Raw genomic sequence first — 17734 nt, 5'->3', positions numbered from 1 at the left:
GGCTCAGGCCATGCCGACCTGTACCTGCTGCGGGCGGATGTCCTCCGGGCGGCGCTCAAGCATCGCCATCAGATCGGATTTGACCGATGCCGCCGCCGGCGCTTCGAACAGGTTCTCCATCTCGTCGGGATCGGCCTGCAAATCATACAGTTCGCCCGCGCCGGAGATCAGGTCGACCGTCAGCTTGTGCCGGCGCGTGCGCACCGTCCGCAGGCTGAGCGCCACGCCCGCCCGCGTCGGCAGCAGATCCCATTCGTTCATCGCAAAGTCGCGGGTCGCCTCCCCCTCGATCAGCGGGCGCAGCGATTGGCCATGCTGTGGCAGCAATGGATCGGCCGCACCGTAGTCGTAGAAGGTCGGGCCGAGATCGAGCGTCGAGACCGGCTCTTCCACCCGCTTGCCCGCCGGCACCCCCGGCCCCTTGACGATCATCGGCACCCGCAGCAGCCCCTCGTAATGCATCGGCCCCTTGAGGATCAGCCCGTGATCGCCGAGCCAGTCGCCGTGGTCCGAGATGTAAATCACGATGGTGTTCTCGGCCAGACCGGCCTCCTCCAGCGCGATCAGGATGCGCCCGACGTTGTGGTCGATCAGCGCGATCTGGCCGTAGGTGTTGGCGATGATCTCGCGCAACTGGTCGTCGCCCTGCTCGGCGATGCGGCTGTATTGCTTGCGGGTCTCGGCGTTCTCCTTGGGGCCCGCCGGTTCGGCGGTCAGAACCGCCTCGTGCCACCAGGGCTTGCCCTCGAAACTGCGCGTTCGGTTGGGCGGCAGGTCCACCTCCTCCGGGTCGTGCAGCCGCGACCAGGGCTCCGGCGCGTCGAACGGGTGGTGCGGATCGGGAAAGCTGACCCAGGTGCAGAACGGCTTGTCGTCCTCGCGCCCGTACTTGAGCCAGTCGATGGTGCGGTCGGCGGTCCAGGTGCTGTTGTGCCAGGCCACGGGCAGTTTCGAATGCCAGGTCTGTGCCGCGCCCTTGGTGTCGCCCGCGTTCTCGCGGTACAGCGCGTTCTTCTCGTCGCCCCTGCCGTCGGCGTAGAACCAGCGTTCATAATGCTGCCCGGCGGGCGGTTTCTCTGGCAGGAACCAGTTGTGCCCGACCAGCATCAGCTCGACATGGCCGAATCCCATGTAGGGGCCGTTCCATGTCTCCGGGTAGCTGGCAGAGGAGCGCAGGCACTCCGGCGAGCCGGTGGGCGCAAAGGTGTGGTAGGTCGAGAAATGCGCCTTGCCGAAGAACGCGGTCTCGTAGCCGGCGGCGGACATCGCGCCAGCGAATCCCTTTTCGCCCACCTCCGGCTCCAGGTCGATGCCGTTGTCATGCACACCGTGGGTGCGGCAGAGCTGCCCGGTCAGGATCGAGGCGCGGGCCGGCTGGCAGACCACGCAGGGCGTGATGCAGGCGCCGAAATGGGTGCCCTCCTGGGCCAGATGGTCCAGGTGCGGGGTCTTGATCTTGCGACCCTCGAAACCAAAGCAATCCGCGCGTTGCTGGTCGGCCGAGATCAGCAGGATGTTGGGACGGGTCATGCAGCAGGTTTCCTTCTAACTGCGGTAAAGATCAGAATGCCCGCCGCGCCGGCCATGAACAGCGCCGCGACGGGATGGGTGAACAGGAACCACGGATCGCCGCCGGTCGCGGCAAAGGCCTGGCGCGCGCTGTTCTCAAGCTTGTCACCGAGGATGAAGGCGATCACGAAGGGCAGCGGCGACATGCCCACCAGCCGCATCCCGAAGCCCAGCATGCCGAAGCCCAGCGCGAACCAGATCATCGCCATGTCGGCCTCCTGCACATAGATCGCGGTCAGCGTCAGCAGCAGGACGATCGGCAGCAGCATGTGCTTGGGGATGCGCGTCATGATCCCCATCGCCCGCATGAACAGCCCGCCGATGGTCCAGTTCAGCGCATTGGCGATCATCATCGCCGTGAACAGGCCGAAGGCGACGACAAGCTCGGGGTTCACCACGTCGGCGGTAAAACGGAACACCGAGGGGCCGGGGTTGAACCCGCCGATGCTGTCGGCGGCCAGGATCAGGAACACCGCGGCGGCATTGCCGGGAATCCCGAGGCTGAGCACCGGGATCAGGTTGGCGCCGGAGACCGAGGAGTTTGCCGCCTCGGTCGCCGCCACGCCCTCGGGCACGCCCTCGCCGAATTTCAGTCCGTCGCTGCTGCCCCGGCGCGCATGGCGCGCCTTGCCCACGGTATAACCCAGCGTCGCCGCCAGGGTGGAGCCGACGCCGGGCAGCGCCCCGACCACCGTGCCGATCACCGCCGAGCGCGAGATATAGGGCAGCAGCCTGCGGATATCGGCCGCATGCAGCCGCTGGTCGCCGCTGTCGCGGCCGGTCTCGGCGCCGCTCCGGTGCGGCGCCACCGGCCAGAGCCCCGCCAGTTCGTGAAACACCGCGCCGATGATCAGCACGCCCAGAACCGAGGTGGCGATGGGAAACCCCTGCGACAGGGTCGATGTGCCCAGAGACAGCCGCGGATAGAAATCCTCGCCGCTGCCGACATAGACCGCCAGCAGCCCCAGCCCCATCGAGATCAGCCCCTTGCCGGGCGAGGCACCGATCACCGCGGCGATGAAGCTGAGCGACAGGATCAGCAGCGCGGTCTTTTCCGGCAGATCGAGGTAACGCTCGACCAGGATCGCGAGGAACGGCGCGCAGAGGATCAGCACGATATCGGAAAACGTATCGCCCGCGGCGGAGGAAAAATGCGCCACCCGCAGCGCCTTGCCCGCCTGCCCGCGCCGGGCCATCGGGTGGCCGTCCAGCGTGGTCATGAAGGCGTCCGGCGTGCCCGGCGTATTGAACAGGATCGCCGGCACCGCGCCGCCGATGGTGGCCCCCTTCATGATCCCGATGAGAAAGCCCATCACCGGCAGCAGCGCATCCGGGGTATAACCGAAGACAGAGATCAGGATCGGCAGCGCGATCGCCATGGCGATCGGCCCCGCGAGCCCCGGCGTGGCGCCCACCGCGATGCCGGTGAGAAAGCCGCCCAGGATCATCACCAGTGTCACCGGGACCGGCAGACCGAACAGCGTGAACAGCTCCGGCCCCTGGAACACCGCCAGGATTCCCAGCCAGATGTAATCGAGCGTGCCCATTCAGACGTCCCCGTTCGGCGGCAGCAGGAGGTCGTCGAAGGGCAGGTCGTAGATTGCGATCATCGCCAGCACCGCCAGCAGCGCCACGGCGAGCGCCCGCAGCGAAACGCGCCGCTCCATCACCATGATCATGGCGCCGACCATCGCGGTGCCCCCTAACAGAAAGCCAGTATATTTCCACGGCGCGGTGTCCCGCAGCAGCCGGTAATCCAGCGCGCCGCCGGTGATCGTGTTGGTCAGCCAGACCGCCGCCGGCCCGCTGTAGCGCATCAAGAGCAACCCGATCACAGCGGCGGCGAAGAGCGCCCCGGCGGCGATCACGGTGCCGCGCTGAATCCGCATCTGGTGCGGCGCGTGGCGCTCCACCGTGACCAAGAGCGCACCGCCGGCCAAAAGGAACAGCGCCGCGAGGCTCGGCGCGGCGGCATCGCCGATCGTGACCTGACGCCGGACCATTTCGATAAGCCCGGTATCGGTGTCGAGCGGGATCCAGACCAGCAGCATCAGGATGGCAAACGCCAGCGTGCCCAGGCCGATGATCAGGTGATTGCGGGACTGTCCAGGCATGGAAACCTCCAGGCGGATGCAGAACGACCGGGCACGGTCCAGGCCGGCCCGGTCCTCTAGGGCGTTACTCCGACGCGGCCTTCAGAAGATCGGCGGCCTCGGCGTAGTCCTTCGCCATCAGCGCCGTCAGATCGTCGCCGGTGATCACCGCCGCGCCGCCAAAGGCTTTGACGATCAGCCCGCCGGCCTTGCTGCTTTCATCGCTCACCACCCCGGCGATCGCCTTGGCCAGCGCATCGCGCGCCGCGTCCGGCATCCCCGCGGGGCCGACGAAGACAAAGTAGCCGTCGGCGCTGAAATCCACGCCCAGGTCGGCCATCGTCGGCGCCTCCGGCGTCTGCACCAGCGGTTGCGACAGCGCCGAGGCAAGGTTCACCAGATCGCCCGCGGCGACCCCCTTGGCCTGGATGCCAGCCATGAAGCCGACGTCGAGGTCACCGGCGTTGACGCCGTCCATCACCGCCTTGCCGCCCTTGACCGACACGATGTTGAAGGCGACGCCCTGCGCCTTGCCCAGAAGATAGGCGAGATCGGCCAGCTTGGGGCTCATCACGCCAAAGCGGATGTCCTGCCCGCCCCTGGCTGCGGCGATCATGTCGTCAAAACTCGTCCAGCCCGTCTCCTTGCGCGTCACGATGCCCATCTGGAACCCGGCTGTTGTGGACAGGCCGGTGTAATCTTCGGGCGTCATTCCGGCGCGCGAGGCCGCCATGTTGTAGCCGAAGGTCTCGGTCACGGCCAGGCCGATCACGGTGCCGTCGTTGGGCGCGTCCTTGAGCGCGGCGGCCAGGTTCAGTCCGCCCTTGCCTGTCACCTGCTCGGGGATGAATTTCCAGCCGTTCTTCTGTTCCAGCGCCTCGGCGATCAGCCGGGCCTGGGTGTCTGCGCCGCCACCGGCGCGAAATCCGATCAACAGCTTGATCGGCCCCGGCGGGGTCCAGTCCTGCGCCCAGGCGCCGGTTGCCATCGCCGCCACGCCCAGCGCGGCCAGTCCTGTCTTGATCATGCGTTTCATTGTAATCCTCCCTGTTCTCATTGGGGCGAAGATTGCGCAAAAAGGTGGATTGGTCAACTAAAATGTTGACGCATCCACCATTAATTGCCATGATCCGATCAGCAGCAGGGAGAAGATCATGACATTCAAGGCACTTGAAGACCCGGCGCTGACCATGCCGCTGAACCAGATGGTGACGTTCCGTGTGTCGCGCCTGCATGCCAAGATCATCACGCAAGGCAGCAAGATGCTGATGGAATCGGCCGGCATCTCGCTGATGCAATGGCGGGTTCTGGTCACGCTGGAAACCTCGGGTCGGGTCACCCCGGCCGAGATCGTCCGCCGGACCGGACTGGACAAGAGCCAGCTCAGCCGCACCATCAAGGGCATGGTGGCCGATGGGCTGCTGACTTCCGAGACCAGCGAGAGCGACCAGCGCGCGCATCTGATCGACGTCACCGCCAAGGGCATTGACCTGTTCCAAAAGGCGCGCCCGCACATGCGCCGCCGCCAACAGATGCTGATCGACGCGCTCGGCGACCCCGAACTCGAAACTCTGTTTTCTGCCTTCGACAAGCTGGAACGTGCAATCGACGAGATGGAAGAAACCGCATGACATCCAACCTGCTGATCCTGATGTCCGACGAACACCAGGCCCGCGCCATGGGCTGCGCCGGGCACCCCGTGGTGCAGACACCGCACCTTGATGCGCTGGCCGCCCGCGGCACCCGGTTCGCCAATGCCTATACCCCCTCCCCGATCTGCGTTCCGGCGCGCGCCAGCTTTGCCACCGGGCGCTATGTACACCAGACCCGGCTGTGGGATAACGCGATGCCCTATGACGGCGCGATCCCCGGCTGGGGCCACGCGCTGCAGGCACGCGACGTGCCGGTGGAAAGCATCGGCAAGCTGCACTACCGCGCCGAGGAGGACCCGGCCGGATTCGATACCGAGCATCTTCCGATGATGGTGGCCGGGGGCGTCGGCATGGTCTGGGCCTCGATCCGCAAGGAGGACGAGCGCGTCAGCGGAACCGGGCGCATGCTGGGCGACTACATCGGCCCCGGGACCAGCAAGTATACCGAGTACGACGCCGCAGTGACCGCCCGCACCCGCGACTGGCTGGCGGCGCGCGCCGCCTCGGACGACGACCGGCCCTGGTGCCTTTACGTCGGGCTGGTGGCGCCGCATTTCCCGCTGGTGGTGCCACAGCGGTATTACGACCTCTACCCGCTCGACGCGCTGCCCGAGCCCAAGCTGCACCCGCGCGACGGCCACCGCCGCCACCCCTGGGTGGAAAGGCAGAACGCCTTCATGGACAGCGAGGGCAAGTTCCACGACGACCATGAACGCCGGGTCGCGCAGGCCAGCTACCTCGGCCTGTGCTCCTGGCTCGACCACAACATCGGCCAGATCCTGGTCGCCCTGTCCGAGAGTGATCAGGCCGAGAACACCACGGTGGTCTATACCTCGGACCACGGCGACAACCTTGGCGCGCGCGGGCTTTGGGGCAAATCCACCCTCTATGAGGAAAGCACGGCGGTGCCTCTGGTCATGGCGGGGCCGGGCATCCCGCAAGGCGCCTGCGACACGCCGGTCAGCCTGCTGGATCTTTCCGCGACCATCGCGGAGCATTTCGGCGCCCGGATCGACGGCGCCCCGGGGATCCGCAACCTGTACGACATCGCCGCTGCGCCCGTCGATCCGGAGCGGGTGGTGTTCTCCGAATACCACGCCGCCGGGGCCGTCTCGGGCGCCTTCATGCTGCGCAAGGGGCGCTGGAAGTACCACCACTACATCGGCTTCCCGCCCGAGTTGTTCGACCTCGAAGACGACCCGGAGGAGACCACCGATCTCGCCGCCGACCCGGCCCATACCGCGACCCTGGCGATGATGGAGGCGGAGCTGCGCAAGATCTGCGACCCCGAGGCAACCGATGCCATGGCCTTTGCCGATCAGGCCGATCTGATCGCGCGCCACGGCGGCCGCGACGCCGCCCTTAAGCTCGGCGCGCCCGGCGCCACCCCGCCCCCCGACGTAAAGGACACCTGATGAAACTCACCCTTCTCGGCACCGGCTCGCCCGAGGCCTATGTGCGCCGCGCCTCCTCCGGCTACCTGCTGGAGGTCGGCGACGACAAGATCCTGTTCGACTGCGGCGGCGGGGTGTTCGACAACCTGCTGCGCGCCGGATACCGGCCCGGCGACATCACCCACCTGTTCTTTTCCCACCTGCATTCCGATCACATGATGGACTATGCCCGGCTGGCCCATGCCGCCTGGGACGAGGGTGCGCCGCCGCTAAAGGTCTGGGGGCCTGCCCCCATCGCCCGCATCACCGAGGGCTATTTCGGCAGGGGCGGCGTGCTCTCGGCCGATCTTTACGCCCGCACCGAACTGCCCCCCAGCCAGCAGGTCTGGGTCGCACGCGGCGGCACCCTGCCGCGCCCCTGGCCCGCGCCCGAGGTGACCGAGATCACCCCCGGATTCGCCTGTCAGGGCGACGGCTGGACGCTGCAAAGCTGCGAGGTGCCGCATGCCCAGCCCGCCTTCGACTGCATGGGATTCTCGGTCACGGCCGGTGGGCGCAAGTTCGTCTATTCCGGCGACGCGGGGATCTGCGACGCTCTGACCGACCTCAGCCGCGATGCCGACCTGCTGCTGCACTGGTGCTACCGCCTCTCGGGCGAGGAGATCCACCCGGCCATCGCCGCGTTTTCCCCCACCCCCGCCGACATCGCCAGGATGGCGCAATCGGCCGGCGTCAAACGGCTGCTGATCAGCCATTTCCGCATCCACATGGACAGCGAAGAAGGCCACGCAGGGGCCCGGGCCGACCTGGCCGCGCATTTCGACGGGCCGGCAGAAATCGCAGAGGATCTCCAGGTCCACGAGATCTGAGCGCCTAGCCGCGCAGCACAGCACCGGGGTTCATGATGCCCGCCGGGTCGAGTGCCGCCTTGATCGCGCGCATGGCGTCTAGTTTCACCGGGTCGCAATAGCGGGTCAGATCGTCGACCTTGAGCCGTCCGATGCCGTGTTCGGCGCTGACCGACCCCTCCATCGCATGCACCAGGTCGTGCACCGCGCGCTTGATCGCGTCGCGCTGGTTGGCGTGCGCCTCCTTGCTGCGGCCGGGGGCGGGAAAGACGTTGAAATGCAGGTTGCCGTCGCCCAGGTGGCCAAAGCAGTTGAGGCGAAACTCGCCCAGCGCGGCGATCACCTCTCCGCCCTTGTCGATGAACTCCGGGATCCGTCCGATCGGCACCGAGATGTCGTGGCTGGAGACCGCGCCGACGCGGCGGTTGGCGACGGGGATATGTTCGCGCACCGACCAGAACGCGGCCCGCTGCGCCTCCGATTGGGCGATCAGACCGTCAGAGGTGAACCCGCGCTCCAGCGCCGCCTCGAACAGTTCGGCCAGCGCCGCCTCGGGGTCGAGCCCACGGGCGAGGCCAACCTCGATCAGCACGCACCATTCGGGCGGGGTGGCGAAGGGCTGGCGGATGTCGGGCAGTTCCTCGGCGAGGAAATGCAGCCCCTGTCCCGAGATCAGCTCGAAGGCGCTGACCCCCTCGCCCATCTGGTCGCGCGCCAGTGCCAGCAGGTCGATCGCCGCCTGCGGGTCGGGCACCACGAAGAGCGCGGTGCCCTCGCCCGCCGGGCGCGGGTAGAGTTTGAGCGTGGCGGCGGTGATGATGCCCAGCGTGCCCTCAGCGCCGATCAGCAGGTTGCGCAGATCGTATCCGGTGTTGTCCTTGCGCAGCCGCGACAGCCCGTGCCAGATCCGCCCATCGGGCAGCACCGCCTCGAGCCCGAGACAAAGGTCGCGCGCATTTCCGTAGCGCAGAACCCCGGTGCCGCCGGCGTTGGTGGCAAGGTTGCCGCCGATCCGCGCGGTGCCCTCGGCGGCCAGCGACAGCGGAAACAGGCGGTCGGCCTGTTGTGCCGCCGCCTGCACATCGGCCAGCACCGCGCCGGCCTCCGCGATCAGCAGGTTTTCCTGCGGATAGACGCCCCGGATCGCCGCCATCCGTTCCAGCGAGACGATCAGCGGCGCCGGTCCCTCGGGCATGATCTGGCCGCCGACCAGACCGGTGCCACCACCATAGGGCACCACCGGCACGCGGGCTTCGGCGGCGGCTGTGACCAGCGTCGAGACTTCCTCGACCGTGCGCGGCAAGGCGAGCAGCCCGCATTGGCCGGACCAGCGGCCGCGCGGCTCCTCGAGGTAACGCGGCTCGGGGGGGCGGAACACCGCCTCAGGCAGGGTCCGGCGCAGGCGGGCGGCGAAATTCTCATCGGCGGGGGTCAGGGTCATGGCATAGTCCTGCCCAATGGCGCGGCGGGGTGCAAGCGCGTTCAGTCGGTCAGAAAGCGCGGCTCCAGCACCACGACGGTGGGGCGCGAGGGAAGATCGCGCAGCGACACGGTGATCGAGGAGGTGCCCGGACGCTCCACCGCGAAGCTGCCCGAGATATCCTCGAGAAAGCGGTTCAGGCTGTAGCCGCTGAACCAGTGCATCGGGATCACCACCGAGGAGCGCAGCCGTTCGATCACCTGCACCATCTCGGGCAGTGGCAGGGTGAGGCCGCCATCGACCGGCGCCATCACCACGTCGAGCCGGCCAAGCGCGGCAAATTGCGCGGCGTTGGGCACGTGGTGCAGGTGGCCCAGGTGGCCGATGCAGAGCCCCGCCACCTCGAACACGAAGATGGAATTGCCGCGCGCCTCGGCCCCGGTGAAGGCCGAGCGGATATCGGTCGAGACGTTGCGCACCAGCATTTCGCCGAGGTCGAGGTGATGCTCGATCCCCTCGCCATAATTGCCCCAGCCCTTGAGCACATGGGGGATCTCCGGATCGGGGGTGGCGGTCCAATGGGTGTCATGGGCGTGGTTCATCGTCACCACGTCGGGCACCAGCGCGGTGGTGCCGAGAAAGCCGGTGTAATCGGTGACCGCGCTCAGCCCGCCGGCGGTCTGGAGCAGGAAGCTGGCATGGGCGATGTAGTGCAGGCGTACCGAATGTTCCGGCAGCGGGTCGCGCCAGGACGCCCGGTGCAGGTATTCCAGCCCCGGCGCGGCATCGGCGATGGCGATGCAATGGCTCGGCCGGCGGTCCTGCGCGGAAGCGGCGCCGGCCAGGCAGGCAAGGAACAGTGTCAAGATGAGGCGTGCCACGGGCCCCTCCCTGTCGGTTTGTCCTGTTGGTCCGGATCAGGTTAGCACGTGACGGGAGCAAAACCAGAGCGGCGGCCCGGTTCTGTCCCGGTTCTGTCATCCCCCGACGCCGGTCTGTCATTCCGGGCTTGGCCCGGGATCTCGTCGCACTGGCGGTATCGGACCCCGGTCAGGTCTGCGGTGACAGGGGTGGGGTGGGGGATGACGCCTTGCCCCGGGGCTACGCCCGTTCGCGGCTGAAACGCTCCACTGGAGCGTTTCCGGGACGCCGCTCACCCCACGTCGGTCTTGCCGCGGCGGTCGCTGCGCAGGGCGGCGTAAAGCACATGGGTCCGCCAGCGGCCATTGATCTGGAGATAGCTTTGCGCCACGCCCTCGTATTTGAACCCGGCGCTTTCCAACAGCCCGCGCGAGGCGGCGTTTTCCGGCAGGCAGGCGGCCTCGATCCGGCTGAGGTCCAGCCGGGTGAAGGAGTGGTGGACAATGGCGTCGATCGCCTCGCGCATGAAGCCCTGGCGGGCATAGGCCTCGCCGGTCCAGTAGCCCAGCACGCCCGATTGCGCCGGGCCGCGCCGGATGTTGTCGAGGGTGATCGCGCCGAGCAGCGTCTCGTCGGAGCGGCGGAACAGGAACAAGGGCAGCGCCGAACCGCCCGAGACCGAGCGCTGCGCCCAGTAGACACGGTTGGTGAAGGCCTTGCGCGACAGGTGGTCGGGCGCCCAGGACGGCTCCCACGGGGTCAGGAAATCGCGGCTTTGCGCGCGCAGCGCGCACCATGGGCGGAAATCGGAATGCACCGGCGGACGCAGCGTGAGGCGCTCGGTCTCGATCCTCAGCTTGCGTTTGGCCAGAAGCATCGTCGCGGTCCCGGGCGCCTCAGGCGGCGCGCCGCTCCTGCAGTTGTTCCAGCGTCGGCGCCGCTTTGACCGGCCCGTAAAGCGCCATCGCCGCCGGCGCGGTGCTGGCGATGCGTTCGGCGAACCCGCGCACATCTGCGGTGGTCACCGCGTCGATCTTTGCCACCGTTTCCTCCAGCGTCGGCACCGTGTCCCAGATCTGCACCAGCCGGGCCAGACGTTCGGCCCGGTTCGAGGGGCTTTCCAGCCCCATCAGCATACCGGCCTTCATCTGGGCGCGGGCGCGGGCGATCTCGTCGTCGTTCATGTCCTCGGCGGCGCGCTTCATCTCGTCGATGGTGATACCGGCCAGTTCGGCCACCTGACCGGCGGAGGTGCCGGCGTAGATCGTGGTACAGCCGGTATCGGCATAGGCGCCGGCCTGGGCGAAGATGGTGTAGCACAGCCCGCGTTTCTCGCGGATTTCCTGGAACAGGCGCGAGGACATGCCGCCACCCAGCGCGCCGGCATAGATCTGCGCGGTATAGATCGCGTCGTCGCGGTAGCAGGGGCTTTCCAGCGCCAGGGCGAAATGGGCCTGCTCAAGTTTCTTGGTCTTGCGGAATTCGCCGCCGGTGAAGCAGGCCGGTTCGGCGGTGTTCGCCGGGCCGGGTTCCAGGTGGCCAAAAAGCGCCTCGACCATGCGCATCAACTCGTCATGATCGACCGCGCCGGCGGCCGACAGGATCATCTGACCGGGCCGGTAGTGTTCGGAGACGAACCCAGACAGATCGCCGCGCGAGAAGGTGCTGACCCGCTCGCTGGGCCCAAGGATGGTGCGGCCCAGCGGCTGATCGCGGTAGCTGGCCTCTTGCAGCCAGTCAAAGATCACGTCGTCGGGGGTATCGTTGGCCTGTCCGATCTCTTGCAGGATGACGCCGCGCTCGACCTCGATCTCGCGCGGGTCGAACACCGGGTTGAGCACGATGTCGGCGATCACGTCCATCGCCAGCGGCACGTCGGCCTTGAGCACACGGGCGTAATAGGCGGTGACCTCGCGGCTGGTATAGGCGTTGATGAAACCGCCCACGTCCTCGATCGCCTCGGCGATCTCCAGCGCGCTGCGGGTGGCGGTGCCCTTGAACGCCATGTGTTCGAGGAAATGCGCGATGCCGTTCTGCTCGATCCGTTCGTGGCGGCCGCCGGCGCTGACCCAGATTCCGATCGCGGCCGATTGCAGCCCCGGCATGTGTTCGGTCACGACACGGAATCCGTTCGACAGTTGAGCTTGTTGAAGAGTCACGCGGGTATATGCCCCTTGATGTGGGTTTCGATGGCGGCGAGATCGTTGTCGATCCGGCTCACCCGTTCCGACCTGTCATACAGGTCTGCCATGCGCGGGGGAAGGGGGGGGCGAATACCGCTGGCCCGCTCGACCGCATCGGGGAACTTGGCCGGATGCGCGGTGGCGAGCGTGATCATCGGGGTTTGCGGATCGCGCTGTTCCTCGGCCACCTTCACGCCGACGGCGGAATGCGGGCAGAGCAGCTCGGTGCTGGAGTTCAGCGTCGCGGCGATGGTGGCGAGCGTTTCCTCCTCGGAGGCGCGGCCGGAGGAGAAGCTTTCGCGCAGCGCCTCCATCGCACCCTGGCTGACGTTGAAGCCGCCGGACGACAGTTCGTCCATCAGCTGCGCCACCGCCTTGCCGTCCTGGCCGTAGGCATAGAACAGCGCGCGTTCGAAGTTGGAACTGACCTGGATGTCCATCGACGGGCTGATCGAGGGGATCGTCTCGCCCTTGAAATAGCCCTGCCCGGTCAGGCAGCGGTTCAGGATGTCGTTCTGGTTGGTCGCCACCACCAGCCGGTCGATCGGCAGCCCCATCTGCTTGGCGATGTAGCCGGCGAAGATGTCGCCGAAATTGCCGGTGGGGACGGTGAAGCTGACCTTGCGCCCTGGCGCGCCGAGGCTGACGGCGGAAGAGAAGTAATAGACCACCTGCGCCAGAACGCGCGCGAAGTTGATCGAGTTCACCCCGGCGAGGCGCACCCCGTCGCGGAAGGCAAAATCGTTGAACATGTCCTTGAGTCGCGCCTGGCAATCGTCGAAATCACCGTCGAGCGCCAGCGCGTGCACGTTGGCGTCGTCCGGCGTGGTCATCTGGCGGCGCTGGACCTCGCTGACCCTTCCATGCGGGAACAGGATGAAGACATCGACAGCATCAAGCCCGCGAAACGCCTCGATCGCCGCCGACCCGGTATCGCCAGAGGTGGCACCGACGATGGTCACCCGTTCGCCGCGCCGTTTCAGCGCCGCCTCGAACAGCTGGCCGATGAGCTGCATGGCGAAATCCTTGAACGCCAGCGTCGGGCCGTGGAACAGCTCCAGCAGGAAGTGATTGGGGGCAAGCTGGACCAGCGGCGCGCGGGCGGCATGGCCAAAGCCCGCGTAGGCGCGGGAAATGATATCGCGGAACTCCCCGTCGGTGAAGCTGTCGCCGATGAAGGGACGCATCACGCGATAGGCGGTTTCCTCGTAGCTGAGACCGGCCAGTGCTGCGATCTCATCGGCGGACATCTGCGGGATGGTCTCGGGCACGTAGAGCCCGCCGTCGCGCGCCAGCCCGGTCAGCATCGCCTCTTCAAAGGTGAGCGCGGGCGCCTGGCCACGGGTGGAGATGTATTTCATCGCTGTCAGCTCCGGGATCGGGCGCGGGTGCGCCACAGGAAATAGAGGGTCATCATCGCCCAGACCAGCCCCAGGCCGAACCAGGTTACCGCGTATTGCAGGTGATCGTTGGGAATGCCTACGGTTGTCACCGGCAGCGGCGTCACGCCAGGGTCGGTTTGCGACCGGGCGATCAGCAGCACTGGCTCGGTATCGAGGGTGGCGGCAAGAATGGGCACCTCGCGCGCGAACCAGATATTCTTGTCCGGCTCCGGGTCGGGGGTGAAACCGTCGATCTCCTGCGGCCAGTGCAGGTTGCCGGTGATCTCCATCGCGCCGGTTGAACGCTGTTCGTTTTTCGCCTCGGTGGGAATGTACCCCCGGTCGACCAGGATGCGGCGGCCGGCGACGGTGGTGAAGGGGGCGATGATGCGGTAGCCGGCGCCGAGGTCGCGGGTGGACACCAACACGTGCAGTTCCGCGTCGCCCAGCGTCCCGGCGACCCGCACGGAAAGGTAACGGTCCGCCTCCGGGTCAGGCGCGGCGGGCAGGGCCACGGGATCGGCGGCGATGCGCGCCTCGATCTCGGCCAGAACGCCCTGTTTCCACTCCAGCCGGCGCATCTGCCAGGTGCCGAGCGAAACGAGGACGCCCCCCCCGACAATGCCAAAGACCAGCAGGAACAGAAAACGGCGCATGCAACGCTCCGATGACCAATGAAAAAGCGCGCGGGAGACCCGCGCGCCTTGCTTTACTGGGGATGCGGTCGGGATTTCAACCGCAATCCACGCCGGTCAGAGGCCGGAGGTGCCCCAGATGTAGACCGCGAAGAACAGGAACAGCCAGACCACATCGACGAAGTGCCAGTACCAGGCCGCCGCCTCGAAGCCGATGTGCTTTTCCGGAGTGAAATCGCCCCGCATCGCGCGGATCAGGCAGACGGTCAGGAAGATCGTCCCGATGATCACGTGGAAGCCGTGGAAGCCGGTCGCCATGAAGAAGTTCGAGTAGAACTCATCGCCGCCGAACTGCCAGCCCTCGTGCAGCAGGTGGCCGTATTCATAGGCCTGCAGCGCGGTAAAGGCGACGCCGAGCACGATGGAGATCGCCAGCCCCTGCACCAGCGCCTTGCGGTCGTTGTTGTGCACCAGCGCGTGGTGCGCCCAGGTCACCGCGCAGCCCGACAGCAGCAGCACCAGCGTGTTGATCAACGGCAGGTGGAACGCATCGACCGGAAAGATCTCGGGCCTCGCGTACTCGGAACCGAAGTAGGTCTCCATCGGGTACATGGCGTGTTTGAAGAACGACCAGAACCAGGCGAAGAAGAACATCACCTCGGACATGATGAACAGGATGAAGCCATAACGCAGGCCGATCCGAACGACGGGCGTGTGATCGCCGATCCGGCTTTCCGCGACAACGTCCGACCACCAGGCGAACATGGTGTAGAGCACCATGGCCAGACCGATGAAGAACACGAAGGGGGTGACGGCGTGCATCCAGAGCACGGCGCCGAACAGCATGACAAAGCCCCCGAGCGCGCCCATCAGCGGCCAGATGGAGGGGTTGAGAATATGATAGTCGTGATTTTTTGCGTGTGCCATTAAGTGTCCCTCACCTCTCGGCCTAGTTCAGTTTGGTGTCTGCCTGTTGATCGAGGGCGGCATATCCCTCGGGCAGATCGATTTGATAGAATGTGTAAGACAGTGTGATCGTGTGCACGAATTTCGCCTCCGGGTCGTCGACGATCTCGGGATCGACGAAGAAGGTCACCGGCATCTCGACCCGCTCGCCCGGTTGCAGGATCTGCTCGGTAAAGCAGAAACAGGCGATCTTGGTGAAATAGGCGCCGGCGGAATAGGGCGCGACGTTGTAGCTGGCCTGCCCGGCGATCGGCCGGTCGGTCGGGTTGTAGGCCTCGTAAAAGGCCATCCCGGTTTCACCGATGCGCAGCTCGACCTCCTGCTGGAGCGGTTTGAACTCCCAGGGCATGTCGCGATCTTTCGAGCCGTCGAAGCGGATCTTGACCGTTTGATCCAGGATCACGTCCGAGCCGGCCTCGGCCACGTTGGTTTCACCGCCAAAACCGGTGACCTTGCAGAACCAGCTGTAGAACGGCACCGAGGCCCAGGCCAGACCGCCCATCAGCACCACCACGCCGACTAGTTGCAGCAGGGTTTTTTGGGGATTGGAGCGCGACATCAGTTCTGCCCCGCGCTGCTTGTGGCCGGTTTCATCTGGAAATCGCCGCTGGTGACCTTGGCGATGGTCAGGCCGAACACGATGGCGACAAATCCGGCAAGCAGCAGCCCGACGCCAAGGTTGCGGCCAAAGCGGCGTTTGTGCAGGTCATGTGTTACCTTGATTGCCATCTTACCAGCCTCCCAGTCCAAAGGGTTTCAGCACGGCTTCGGCCAGGATCGCGCCGAAGTGCAAAAACAGGTAGAGCAGGGAGAGCTTGAAGAAAGACCGCTCCGCCCGGAAGTTGTCGGCCTCGGAGGCGGTCTCGTCGCGGCGGCTGATGCGCCAGGCGCCGCGCAGGAACAGCGCGTTCATCACCAGAGCCACGGCCAGGTAAACCGGCCCGCCAAGGCCCGAGAACGCGGCGCCAACCGCCAGCAGGGCCAGAAGGGCGGTATAGACCAGGATATGGGTCCGGGTGGCCGGGCGTCCGTGGGTCACGGTCAGCATCGGCACGCCGGCATCGTCGTAGTCCGAGCGCATGAACAGCGCCAGCGCCCAGAAATGCGGCGGCGTCCACATGAAGGTCAGCGCGAACATCAGCCAGGGTTCGATCGCCATGTCGCCGGTCGCCGCGATCCAGCCGATCACTGGCGGAAAGGCCCCGGCGGCGCCACCGATCACAATGTTCTGCGGCGTCGCGCGCTTCAGCCACATGGTGTAGATCACTACGTAAAAGAAGATGGTGAAGGCCAGGAAGGCGCCGGCAAGGATGTTGGTGGCCAGCGCCAGCATGATCACCGCGAATCCCGACAGCGCAAGCCCCAGAACCATCGCCTCGCCCGCCTCGACCTTGCCAGCGGGGATCGGCCGGCCACGGGTGCGTTTCATCACCCGGTCGATGTCGGCGTCCCACCACATGTTCAGCGCGCCCGAGGCACCGCCACCGATGGCGATGAACAGGATGGCGCAGAACCCGACCATGGGGTGAACCGGAGTCGGTGCGGCCAGCAGGCCGACCAGCGCGGTGAACACCACCAGCGACATCACCCGCGGTTTCAGCAGGGCGAAGTAGTCGCCGAATCCCGCCTCGTCCTCGCGCAGGGTGCTGGCATTGATGCTTGCATCGCTCATTCGGGTTCTCCGGTGCGGGCGGGTACGCGGCCCGCCCTAGACCTTGTCACTTGGACGCGATCTGAAAGCTTTTCGGCGCGCCGGCGTCGGCGTATTCCTCGATCGCGCCTTCGAGCCATTTGTCATAGGCCTCCTGGCTGACCACCTTGACGGTGATCGGCATGAAGGCGTGGTCCTTGCCGCAGAGTTCCGAACACTGGCCGAAGTAGATGCCTTCGCGTTCGGGCTTGAACCAGAGCTGGGCCAGGCGGCCGGGCACGGCGTCCTGCTTGACGCCAAAGGCGGGCACGGTCCAGGAGTGGATCACGTCTGCGCCGGTGACATTCATCACGACGGTCTTGCCGATCGGGACCACCACGGCGGTATCGGTGGCGAGCAGGAATTCGTCGCGGCTGTAGCCGGCCTCGACCAGTTTTTCCTCGACCTCGGGGGTCAGCACGTAGTTGCCGCCGGTCGCCGGCTGGCCGATCATGTAGCTGTCGAAGGCGAAGCCGTGATCGACATATTCATAGCCCCAGAACCACTGGTATCCGGTGACCTTGATGGTGATGTCGGCCTCGGGGATTTCCTGCTGCTTGAACAGCACCGGCAGCGAGAAGGCACCGATGAACACCAGGATGATGATCGGCACCACGGTCCAGGCGATCTCGATCGGGGTATTGTGGGTAAAGCTGGACGGCGTCGGGTTGCTGCGACGGTTGAAGCGCACGACCACCCAGAGAATCAGGCCGATCACCAACAGGCAGATTGCCGTGATGATGATAAGAACCAGATAGTCCAGCGACTGAAGGTCGCGCGCCAGCTCGGTGGCAGCGGGCTGGAATCCCAGACCGCCTTGTGTCGGCCTCCCAACGATTTCAAGCGCGTCCTGCGCCTTGGCCGGAAGGCTGGTGAGGGCCGCAAAAAGCCCAGAAAGCATCAAAGCGTTCTTCATGTCTCGTCCCGATCGGTTGATCTCGTGTTTCTCCCCGGACACGGGGGGCGCCTGTATGCATCGGCGTACACCCGTTGTCTTTGAGGTCGTTAAAAACCATATTCCGCAGAGCAGTTAAAGCGAAA

Annotated in this window: 18 protein-coding genes; 3 read left to right on the top strand and 15 right to left on the bottom strand. The window is 66.2% G+C overall.

The annotated features are described in order from the left end of the window. Positions 1 to 3 precede the first annotated feature (3 nt). The 4 genes from P1U75_RS11855 to P1U75_RS11840 all read right to left on the bottom strand — a co-directional run bounded on the left by P1U75_RS11855 (position 4) and on the right by P1U75_RS11840 (position 4698). A complete protein-coding gene (locus P1U75_RS11855) occupies positions 4 to 1530 on the bottom strand; it encodes a sulfatase-like hydrolase/transferase (RefSeq protein WP_300243535.1) in 1527 nt (508 codons plus the stop codon). Beyond that, on the bottom strand, positions 1527 to 3116 hold the full coding sequence (locus tag P1U75_RS11850) for a tripartite tricarboxylate transporter permease (protein WP_300243532.1): 1590 nt from the start codon (positions 3114 to 3116) through the stop codon (positions 1527 to 1529). Before P1U75_RS11850 ends, P1U75_RS11855 begins: the two co-directional genes overlap by 4 nt. After that, positions 3117 to 3683 (bottom strand): hypothetical protein, encoded by a 567-nt coding sequence (locus tag P1U75_RS11845; protein ID WP_300243530.1) that lies wholly within the window; start codon positions 3681 to 3683, stop codon positions 3117 to 3119. Positions 3684 to 3747: 64 nt separating this feature from the next. Further along, positions 3748 to 4698 carry a tripartite tricarboxylate transporter substrate-binding protein gene (locus P1U75_RS11840; protein ID WP_300243525.1) on the bottom strand — a complete coding sequence of 317 codons (951 nt, stop codon included), beginning with the start codon at positions 4696 to 4698 and terminating at the stop codon, positions 3748 to 3750. A gap of 118 nt (positions 4699 to 4816) precedes the next feature. On the opposite strand from P1U75_RS11840, the gene P1U75_RS11835 reads away from it, so the two are divergent. The 3 genes from P1U75_RS11835 to P1U75_RS11825 are packed head-to-tail and all read left to right on the top strand — an operon-like array spanning position 4817 to position 7577. Beyond that, positions 4817 to 5293: a MarR family transcriptional regulator gene (locus tag P1U75_RS11835; RefSeq protein ID WP_300243522.1), complete on the top strand. Its 477-nt coding sequence runs from the start codon at positions 4817 to 4819 to the stop codon at positions 5291 to 5293. Beyond that, positions 5290 to 6729, top strand: a complete 1440-nt coding sequence (locus P1U75_RS11830; RefSeq protein ID WP_300243520.1) for a sulfatase-like hydrolase/transferase — start codon at positions 5290 to 5292, stop codon at positions 6727 to 6729. Before P1U75_RS11835 ends, P1U75_RS11830 begins: the two co-directional genes overlap by 4 nt. Further along, a complete protein-coding gene (locus P1U75_RS11825) occupies positions 6729 to 7577 on the top strand; it encodes an MBL fold metallo-hydrolase (protein ID WP_300243517.1) in 849 nt (282 codons plus the stop codon). The genes P1U75_RS11830 and P1U75_RS11825 overlap by 1 nt, the downstream gene beginning before the upstream one ends. 4 nt (positions 7578 to 7581) lie before the next feature. Here the strand turns inward: P1U75_RS11825 and P1U75_RS11820 are convergent, their stop codons facing one another. The 11 genes from P1U75_RS11820 to coxB form a co-directional block, all read right to left on the bottom strand. Continuing rightward, positions 7582 to 8997 carry an FAD-binding oxidoreductase gene (locus P1U75_RS11820; RefSeq protein WP_300243515.1) on the bottom strand — a complete coding sequence of 472 codons (1416 nt, stop codon included), beginning with the start codon at positions 8995 to 8997 and terminating at the stop codon, positions 7582 to 7584. A 41-nt stretch (positions 8998 to 9038) separates the two neighbouring features. Further along, entirely contained in the window at positions 9039 to 9857 is an 819-nt protein-coding gene (locus tag P1U75_RS11815; RefSeq protein ID WP_300243513.1) for an MBL fold metallo-hydrolase, read from the bottom strand. Positions 9858 to 10129: 272 nt separating this feature from the next. After that, on the bottom strand, positions 10130 to 10714 hold the full coding sequence (locus P1U75_RS11810) for a GNAT family protein (RefSeq protein WP_300243510.1): 585 nt from the start codon (positions 10712 to 10714) through the stop codon (positions 10130 to 10132). 19 nt (positions 10715 to 10733) lie between these two features. Continuing rightward, positions 10734 to 11996, bottom strand: coding sequence for a pitrilysin family protein (locus P1U75_RS11805; protein ID WP_300243507.1), 1263 nt, complete (start codon positions 11994 to 11996; stop codon positions 10734 to 10736). After that, positions 11993 to 13381: a threonine synthase gene (gene thrC, locus P1U75_RS11800; protein ID WP_300243505.1), complete on the bottom strand. Its 1389-nt coding sequence runs from the start codon at positions 13379 to 13381 to the stop codon at positions 11993 to 11995. The genes P1U75_RS11805 and thrC overlap by 4 nt, the downstream gene beginning before the upstream one ends. 5 nt (positions 13382 to 13386) lie before the next feature. Then, a complete protein-coding gene (locus P1U75_RS11795) occupies positions 13387 to 14058 on the bottom strand; it encodes an SURF1 family protein (protein ID WP_300243502.1) in 672 nt (223 codons plus the stop codon). Between the two features lie 96 nt (positions 14059 to 14154). Continuing rightward, positions 14155 to 14964, bottom strand: coding sequence for a cytochrome c oxidase subunit 3 (locus P1U75_RS11790; protein WP_300243499.1), 810 nt, complete (start codon positions 14962 to 14964; stop codon positions 14155 to 14157). A gap of 22 nt (positions 14965 to 14986) precedes the next feature. After that, on the bottom strand, positions 14987 to 15562 hold the full coding sequence (locus P1U75_RS11785) for a cytochrome c oxidase assembly protein (protein ID WP_300243497.1): 576 nt from the start codon (positions 15560 to 15562) through the stop codon (positions 14987 to 14989). Further along, positions 15562 to 15732, bottom strand: a complete 171-nt coding sequence (locus P1U75_RS11780) for a hypothetical protein (protein ID WP_300243495.1) — start codon at positions 15730 to 15732, stop codon at positions 15562 to 15564. Before P1U75_RS11780 ends, P1U75_RS11785 begins: the two co-directional genes overlap by 1 nt. Position 15733: 1 nt before the next feature. After that, the gene (gene cyoE / locus P1U75_RS11775; protein ID WP_300243493.1) at positions 15734 to 16675 is read right to left on the bottom strand and encodes a heme o synthase; all 942 of its coding nucleotides are present in this window, start codon (positions 16673 to 16675) and stop codon (positions 15734 to 15736) included. A gap of 46 nt (positions 16676 to 16721) precedes the next feature. Next, positions 16722 to 17609 carry a cytochrome c oxidase subunit II gene (gene coxB, locus P1U75_RS11770; protein WP_300243491.1) on the bottom strand — a complete coding sequence of 296 codons (888 nt, stop codon included), beginning with the start codon at positions 17607 to 17609 and terminating at the stop codon, positions 16722 to 16724. Positions 17610 to 17734 lie beyond the last annotated feature (125 nt).

This window comes from Antarcticimicrobium sp. (assembly GCF_029212575.1).
Lineage (GTDB): Bacteria > Pseudomonadota > Alphaproteobacteria > Rhodobacterales > Rhodobacteraceae > Antarcticimicrobium.
This window is presented reverse-complemented; position numbering and strand designations above follow the sequence as displayed.